Below are 278 nucleotides of genomic sequence, written 5' to 3'. Positions count from 1 at the left end.
GTTCGACGGCGCAATCCGCTCGCGCTCGCCCGTTTGCGGCGCGGGAAGCGCGGCGCGATCGAGCTGACCGTTGGGCATCCACGGCAGCCGCGCAAGCACCGTCACCGACGACGGCACCATGTAGGCGGGCAGCCTCTGCTCGAGTTGGCGTTGCAGGGGGGCGGCGTCGAGCGCGAAGGACGGGGCGGGGGTGCCGTTCGCTGGGTCGGTGTTTGTTGCCCGTTGACTCCCCGCCTGCGCGTCCCCCGCCACATACGCCGCGAGCCTCTGCTTCTGCC

Annotated in this window: 1 protein-coding gene; it reads right to left on the bottom strand. The window is 71.9% G+C overall.

All coding sequences use genetic code 11. The features are described from left to right. On the bottom strand, positions 1 to 278 hold a 278-nt coding region (locus EN874_RS33475; RefSeq protein ID WP_135884763.1), incomplete at both ends, for an amino acid adenylation domain-containing protein.

The sequence above is a fragment of the Mesorhizobium sp. M1D.F.Ca.ET.231.01.1.1 genome (assembly GCF_003999155.2).
GTDB lineage: Bacteria > Pseudomonadota > Alphaproteobacteria > Rhizobiales > Rhizobiaceae > Mesorhizobium.
The sequence above is the reverse complement of the archived record's forward strand: the minus strand, read 5'-3'. Positions and strand labels throughout refer to the sequence as shown.